The sequence below is a fragment of the Plesiocystis pacifica SIR-1 genome (assembly GCF_000170895.1).
GTDB lineage: Bacteria > Myxococcota_A > Polyangia > Nannocystales > Nannocystaceae > Plesiocystis > Plesiocystis pacifica.
Genome location: NZ_ABCS01000048.1, coordinates 68,065 through 74,640 on the forward strand (window position 1 = coordinate 68,065; position 6,576 = coordinate 74,640).

General features: G+C 68.2%; 6 protein-coding genes. 3 read left to right on the forward strand and 3 right to left on the reverse strand.

All coding sequences use genetic code 11. From position 1 onward, the window contains the following. The gene (locus PPSIR1_RS22975) at positions 1 to 903 is read left to right on the forward strand and encodes an alpha/beta fold hydrolase (protein WP_006973554.1); all 903 of its coding nucleotides are present in this window, start codon (positions 1 to 3) and stop codon (positions 901 to 903) included. Between the two features lie 96 nt (positions 904 to 999). Here the strand turns inward: PPSIR1_RS22975 and PPSIR1_RS22980 are convergent, their stop codons facing one another. From PPSIR1_RS22980 to PPSIR1_RS22990, 3 genes are read right to left on the reverse strand one after another with little or no spacing between them, the layout of a single operon-like run. Next, positions 1,000 to 2,403, reverse strand: coding sequence for a Vgb family protein (locus PPSIR1_RS22980; RefSeq protein WP_157595868.1), 1,404 nt, complete (start codon positions 2,401 to 2,403; stop codon positions 1,000 to 1,002). 32 nt (positions 2,404 to 2,435) lie between these two features. Beyond that, a complete protein-coding gene (locus PPSIR1_RS22985; RefSeq protein WP_006973556.1) occupies positions 2,436 to 3,485 on the reverse strand; it encodes a nucleotidyltransferase family protein in 1,050 nt (349 codons plus the stop codon). Beyond that, positions 3,485 to 4,117, reverse strand: coding sequence for a 3'-5' exonuclease (locus PPSIR1_RS22990; RefSeq protein WP_006973557.1), 633 nt, complete (start codon positions 4,115 to 4,117; stop codon positions 3,485 to 3,487). The genes PPSIR1_RS22985 and PPSIR1_RS22990 overlap by 1 nt, the downstream gene beginning before the upstream one ends. 124 nt (positions 4,118 to 4,241) lie before the next feature. Between PPSIR1_RS22990 and PPSIR1_RS22995 the strand changes: the two genes are divergently transcribed. Together PPSIR1_RS22995 and PPSIR1_RS23000 are read left to right on the forward strand one after the other, a co-directional pair. Beyond that, positions 4,242 to 4,715, forward strand: a complete 474-nt coding sequence (locus tag PPSIR1_RS22995) for a hypothetical protein (RefSeq protein WP_006973558.1) — start codon at positions 4,242 to 4,244, stop codon at positions 4,713 to 4,715. A gap of 890 nt (positions 4,716 to 5,605) precedes the next feature. Next, positions 5,606 to 6,418: a M12 family metallo-peptidase gene (locus PPSIR1_RS23000; RefSeq protein ID WP_157595869.1), complete on the forward strand. Its 813-nt coding sequence runs from the start codon at positions 5,606 to 5,608 to the stop codon at positions 6,416 to 6,418. The last annotated feature ends 158 nt before the right edge of the window (positions 6,419 to 6,576 follow it).

Consider the following 6,576-nt stretch of genomic DNA (forward strand, 5'->3'; position numbering starts at 1 on the left):
ATGCCGAGCTTCACCGAGCGCGTCTTTGGGCTAGCCGTCTCCCACGCTCTGTCGGGCGAGCCCGATCGCTGGCTCGACCTAGGCCACGCGCGGCTGCCTTATTGGAAAATCGGCAGCGGGCCCGACCTCGCGCTGATCCACGGCTGGCCCGTCGACGGCCAGACCTGGCGGCGCATCGTCCCGATCCTCGCCGAGCACTTCACCTGCCACGTCATCGACCTGCCCGGGGCCGGGCGCAGCACCTGGACCGACGCGACCCCGCGGGGCTGCGCCGGGCTCACCAGCAGCTTGGCCCAGGCGATCGAGAAGATGGACCTCGCCGAGCGCTTTGGCTTCGTCGCCTTCGACAGCGGCGGCGGCTTCGCCCGCAAGGTCGCCGCCGACATGCCCGAGCGCATCGTCGGGCTGGCCCTGGGCAACACCGAGACCCCCAAGGACTACTCCGGCCTGTTCCGCGCCGCGCTCCGCAACGGCCGACGCCGCGGGGCCAAGCCGGCGATGTTCCTCGGCCTGCAGCTGCGCGCGATGCGAGAGAAGGCCTGGGAGACGAGCGCGACGGATCCGGCCCTGCGCCGGGAGCTCGCCGAGCTGTTCGTGCGCCCCCTGGCCCGAGATCGCCGGCGCTTCGCCGGGGTCTTCGTGCTCGCCGACGGCCTGAGCGCCGAGGACTTCGACGGCTGCTACGAGGCGCACCAAAAGATCACCGCGCCGGTCCGCCTGATCTGGGGCACCGACGACCCGTGGTTCGAGCTCGACGCGGCCAAGCGCATGGTCGAGCAGTTCGCCGGGCCAGCGAGCCTGGTCGAGATCGAGGGCGGCAAGCTGTTCGTGCACGAGGAGTTCCCCAAGGCCTTCGCCGAGCAGGTCGTGGACCACTTCCTGGCGGCCTTCGCCCCGAGCTGAGGACGGCGGCTGGCGAGCCGACGAGCGCGATTTTCTGGGGGACAATCGTCCTCGCGTGCCCAACCACGAGCTGCTGGGGCGGGTGCTCGCGAGCTGCTAACCCGCGACGTAGCCCGCCGCCAGCTGCAGCGCCGCCCCGGTCAGGTCCGAGTAGGTGTAGGCCTCGTCCAGCCCGTCGTAGACCTGGTAGCTCGCGTCGCTCGGATCAACCCGAAAGGCCCGCGGCCCGACCTCGACCAGCCACACGTAACCATCGCGGTCGACCCCGACCCCGCGGGACTGAAACAGCGGCAGGGGCACCTCGGCGACGAGCTCGAGGGTGTCGAGGTCGTAGGCCCGCAGCCCCGCGTTGGGCGGCGACGCGGCCTGCCACATGCGCCCGTCGCTGGACTCGCCCATGCCGAAGCCAAAGCCTGGCTCGGGCACGCTGAGGAAGGTCTCGGTCTCGGGGTCGAACACCAAGGTCACCCCGTCGCCCCCGGAGTCGGCGATCCACGGGCGGCCGTAGCTGTCCACGGTGAACCCGTAGGCGACCACGTTGCTCGGCGCGACCCAGCCGTCGAAGGCCAGGCTCTCGCCGTCGATGCGGGCCAAGGTCGCGCCGAAGCCCATGGAGATCATCCAAAAATTCTGCTCGGGGTCGAAGGCCGCCCCGTAGGGGCCCAGGCTCCCGTGGCTGAAGTAGAGCAGGTGCTGGTCGACGAGCTGCTCGCCGGTCTCGCCGTCGAGGATGTAGAGGTGCGCGTTGGCCCCGACGCCGTCGGAGCCGGCCGTCCACACCCGCGAGTTGGTGATTTCGCAGGTCTCCGCGTCGAGCTCGCCGAAGTCCCAGGCGACGGGGCGGTTGGCGATGTGGGGGATGGGCGCGTGCCAGGCCACGCAGTCGTCCTCGCCCCAGGGCAGCACGTCGTCCTTGCCCGTGGAGGTCTGCAGCCCGGGCACGCCGTTGCGCTCGGGGTCGCAGTTGTCCGTCCGCGCCGTGACCTTGGTGATCCCGCCGCGGCGGTTGGCCACGACGACGTCGCCGACGAGGTTGACGGAGGTCCGCGAGGGGTTGCCCATGCCGTCCTCCCGGGTCCGATAGCGGGCCTCCTCCTCGAGGGTCTCGGTGTTGATCTTCGACAGCGTGCTGTCGGTGGTGTTGGCGATCCAGATGTACGAGGGGACGTCGAGGGGCTCGGCGTAGCAGTCCGGCGGCGGGGCGTCCGGCGGCGCGCCCATGTCGAACTTGGTCCCCGTGTCCTCGGACTCGCTGTCGCCCTCCGCAGTCTCGGTCTCCGTCGTCGCGCTCGTCTCGGTCCCGCGGGTCTCGGTCTCCGCCTCCGTCGTCGCGCTCGTGTCCGTCTCCGAACCTGCGCTCGTGCCCGAGCTCGACTCGCTGTCCGAACCCGACACCTCGCTCGCGCCGACCTCGTCCGCGCCGGGGTTTGCCGCGTCCCCGCAGCCCCCGACCAGGAGCCCCGCCAACACCGCCACGCCGCGCGCCTGTCTGCCAACCATGGCGGCAGCATAGCCCGGCGAGGCCCGCCGGGTCACACCAGCATGCTGCGGTGCAGCGGCCGCCCCTGCCCCAGCACCGAGACGAGCTCGAACATCAGCTGGGTGAAGCGCTGCCCCTGCTTGGGGATGGCTTTTTGGATGACCAGGTCCTCACGCAGGAGCTCGAGCAGCTCGGCCTTGGGCCGGTCGGTGTGCTCGAGGTGCTCGCGGTAGGCGTCGAGCAGGGCCTCGCTCAGCTCGCGCACCCGCGGGCGCATCCCCTCGGGCAGGTCCTGCTCGGGCAAGCCGCGGATGCGCTCGACGGGGGTCATGCGGATCATCGCCAGCGCGTCCGCGAGGGACACGTGGGCCGGGTCCGTGGCCGTGAGCGCGAGCAGGTGGGTGAGCGCGGAGAAGCAGGTCAGGCAGCGGGGGAAGCGGAGCTTGTAGCTGCGGTAGCGTCGCTCGGCCATGAGCCGGGCCCGGCGCTCGTCGGCGTCCAGGCTCGAGTCGTCGGCGAGATCGTCCTTGCGCTTGCGCAGCTTCCACTCGTGGTTGAGCAGCACGATCCGCCAATAGCGGATGATGTCGTTGACCAGCACGAAGGGCAGGTAGCTCTCGCGGATGATGTCCGCGTTTTGCCAGTAGGCCCCGACGACCCGCTCGATGGCCGCGGTGTGGGCCGCCTCGCCCGCGAGCACCCGGCTCTCGAGCAGCAAGAGCATGCGCTTGGTCAGCACGCCTTTGTAGTCGTCTGCGGGGTTACCGAGCAGCTCGAGGAGCTCCTTGGCCTCGACCATCTCGAGGTACTTGCCCTCGCCGTCCAGGGGCGGGAGCTCGGCCGCGGCGTTGGCCCGCTGGACCGCCCGCTCGAGGGCCGCCGAGTTGGCCACGCCCTGCCCGTCGATGCGCACGATGTAGGCGTCGAGATCGCTGCCCGCCCCCATCTCCTCGCGCCCGCACGAGCCCGTAGCGTAGATGCAGGTGTGCGCCCCGATCAGCGCCTCGTAGTCCGCGCCGAGCTGCTCGCGCAAGCTCCCGCGCAAGGTCGCGAGCGTCCGCCGGGTCCGCTCGCGGCGGGTGTCGAAGATCGTCTCGCTCATCACGCCCGGTCCTGGTCCTGGTTCGAGTAGCGCCGCGTCATCAGCTTGGAAAAGATCTGCGCCTGGGCCACGGCGTCGTCGACCGCGTGGTGGGAGTGGGCCCGCTCGGGCTGGAGCGCCGCAGGCAAGCGCGCCCGGCCCGAGCCGCTCACCGGCCAGCCCAGGTCGAGGGCCGCCGCGGTCTTGATGTCGAAGGCCCGGGAGTGGCCAAAGGGGCTTTCGCCGCCGAAGCGGATGAAGTACCAGCGCAGCCACGACCAGTCGAAGCCCAGGGGGTAGCCGACCAGCACCGGCTCGCCGCCGCCGAGGGCCTCGCAGCGCTCGACGATCCACTCGCTCGCGTCGGCCATGACCGCCCCAGGATCCGCGCCGTGCTCGATCAGGCCCTCGCGATCGAGGCCGTTGACCGCCAGCGCCTCGGCCTCGAAGTTGGGCGAGATCGGGCGCAGCTCGGCGTAAAAGGCGTCCGCGAGCTGCTCGCGCGTGGGCGCCTCGAAGCGCGCCGAGCCATCACCCACCGGCGCCAGCAAGCGGCCCGCCGGGACCAACGCGAAGCTGAGCATGGAGAAGGGCCCGGGGATCGGGCCGTCGGTCTCCACGTCGGCCGAGAAGTAGACGTCCGCGCGGCTCACGAGCAGGCGTGATCGCGCACGGGAGCGGGGGTGTCAACCCGAGCGCCTCGCGCGCGCAGAGCCCTGGAGCGCGCTCCCTGACCAACCTCGATGATGACCTGGGAAGTTCGGGTAGAGTTTTCTCGTGCCCATCAGAGATTTCCTCCCAGCCGCGGTCACGCTAGCCCTCGTTGGCTGCCCTGCCCAGAGCAACCCCGACGAGTCCATTCGAGAGTACCTGGACCTTCGCGAGGAGAGGCTCTCGACACAGTGCAGATGCTTTGACCTCTACCTCAACCTGGATGAGCCAGGAACTCCGCCCTACTCATCTCAGCAAGAGTGCCTCGACGCTTCACCGCCCAGCACCAATGCGGGCGTCGAGTGCATCGAGACGACACTCGAGTCGGCCGGGGTTGGGGCCGAGGACTCCATCGAGCTCATGCGCTGCTACTCCTCCGCCATCCGAGATGAGATCCAGTGCATGCTCGAGCACGCGGACGACTGCAGCACGCCTCAGTTCACCGACTGTGGAGCCAGCGCGTTTGGAAAGATGAGTCTTTGTCATCAAGACCTCACGGAAGACCAGATCTCCGCACTTGGCCACTGCGCCGGCCTCTAGCCCAACCGCCGCATGTCACATCCCGTCGAGACTAGACAACCCAGCCTCAGTCACCACATCCGAGCCGCCGCCCTGGGCGTCCTCCTGGTCGCATGCCCCGAACGAGAGTCATTCCCTAGCGGCCCCTGCAACGACGATGGGCCAGACCTCGGAGGTTCGGACGAAGTCGGCCCCGATTTTGATGGCGAGGTTCCGCAGCGCCCACGCGTTCCGTCGCTCCGTCCACCGCAGTCGAACGCGAAAGGGTGGACAGCCGCGCCAGATCTCGACGCGCTCACTCGTGTCGCCACCGCTAGAGAGCGAAGACGAAATGGATGGCCAGACCATACGGTGTTGATCGCCACTTCGTCTCAGCCCTTCATGCATGAGGACTCCGACCTTTGGGTTCTCGTCCCGACATGGGACTCCCGGCACGAGACATGGACGAACGAGCGTGGCGCACTCCGTCTGAACCGCCGAAAGCTCACTCACATCCAGACCCTCGCCCTCGGCCACTTTGTGGAGCACCGCGCGTCGGAGCCCGCCCGCACGAGCCGACCTCGATTCGAGCTCTTCGCAGCTGCCCACGTCGCGGGGAGGTACCAGACTCGGCTTGTTCTGGAGGGTGATGACAACCTGCTCCTCCGCGAGAGCACCCCGACCGGAGGTGTTGAGCTCTCCGCCCCTCACCTTCCCCGGGTTCTCGATGACCCTCCTCCCCCCGGATACCGAATCGCTCGAGCCTCACCTTCAGAGTTCACCTTTCACCGCTGTGCGACTGGAATTGTCTCCCCCACGCCGACTTTGGGTCCGCCGCATTTCCTCAGGCGAGCGCTCGCATCGAGGCCGGCAAGTCCTTCGCCATCATGGGCGGGGGGTGGATCTGCACCGAACTCCAAGACACATGGAAGGTGACCTTTGCCGACTGGGCTCTGGATGCGTCCGCGATGCTCAGTCAGATCAGGCCTGACAGCGGCGATCGCATTCACTACCGCACCTTCTCTTGCTGGGTCTTTGATACCCAGCAAGAGGTCCAGGCGTGCCAACATGGCACATTCAGCCCCAAGACAGGTCCCGTCGCCCCGGGAGAGTGCCCCATCGTCTGGGATGGACCCAACACCTGCCCGTCTGGCTTGGAGGACTACCCCTATCAACCAACGGAGACTGAGCTCTCCCTCTCCAACAGCGAGTTCGAGAGTCTTTGTGGCGACCGAAACGTCCACTTTTTCGACGAACTGTACTGGCGGACGTGGGATGATCTCGAGCTCGCCACCCAGCAACTCGGAGAGCTCGGGGAGCCTGCCCACGGCGTCATCTATGTGACAACCGAGCTCAGAGAGCTCTGCTTCGAGGATGCCCTATGCGCCAACAACGTAGGGCTTGCCGTCACCGCCCCCGACGCCCCCGTCAAGTTTCTGGGGTTCGCAGCAGTGACCGACGCCAACGATATTGACTGGCACACTCTGGCTCACGAGACGGGCCACATCATGGGCCTGGAGCACGACAACCAGGCACAGGGGTTCATGAACCCATCGGGCCTGGGAGGTGTCTCGCCCCTCCTTCAAGACGCCAATTTTGAGACCTGGGAAGACTCCATGGCCTCCAAGGGAAGCCTCCCCCGCTCCTCGGGGTGGTTCCACACGGGGTGCACGGGAGTGGCCGAGTGTGCGCCGCTGGGCAAGCCTGGGTGGTCTTGCAACAACCTCTGGTGCGCCGAGGAGTGATCTGCCCCGAACCAGCGCCGAGGGGTCTCACGCCTAGCTAGCAGGACATCGGAAAGTGCCCCGCAGGCACGAGGATCCTCGCCTTCAAGGCCATCGACGGTCAGTGACTCACGCAAGCTTGCTGATTTCCGGCCCCAGCTGGGGCCGCGGGGAGGGGG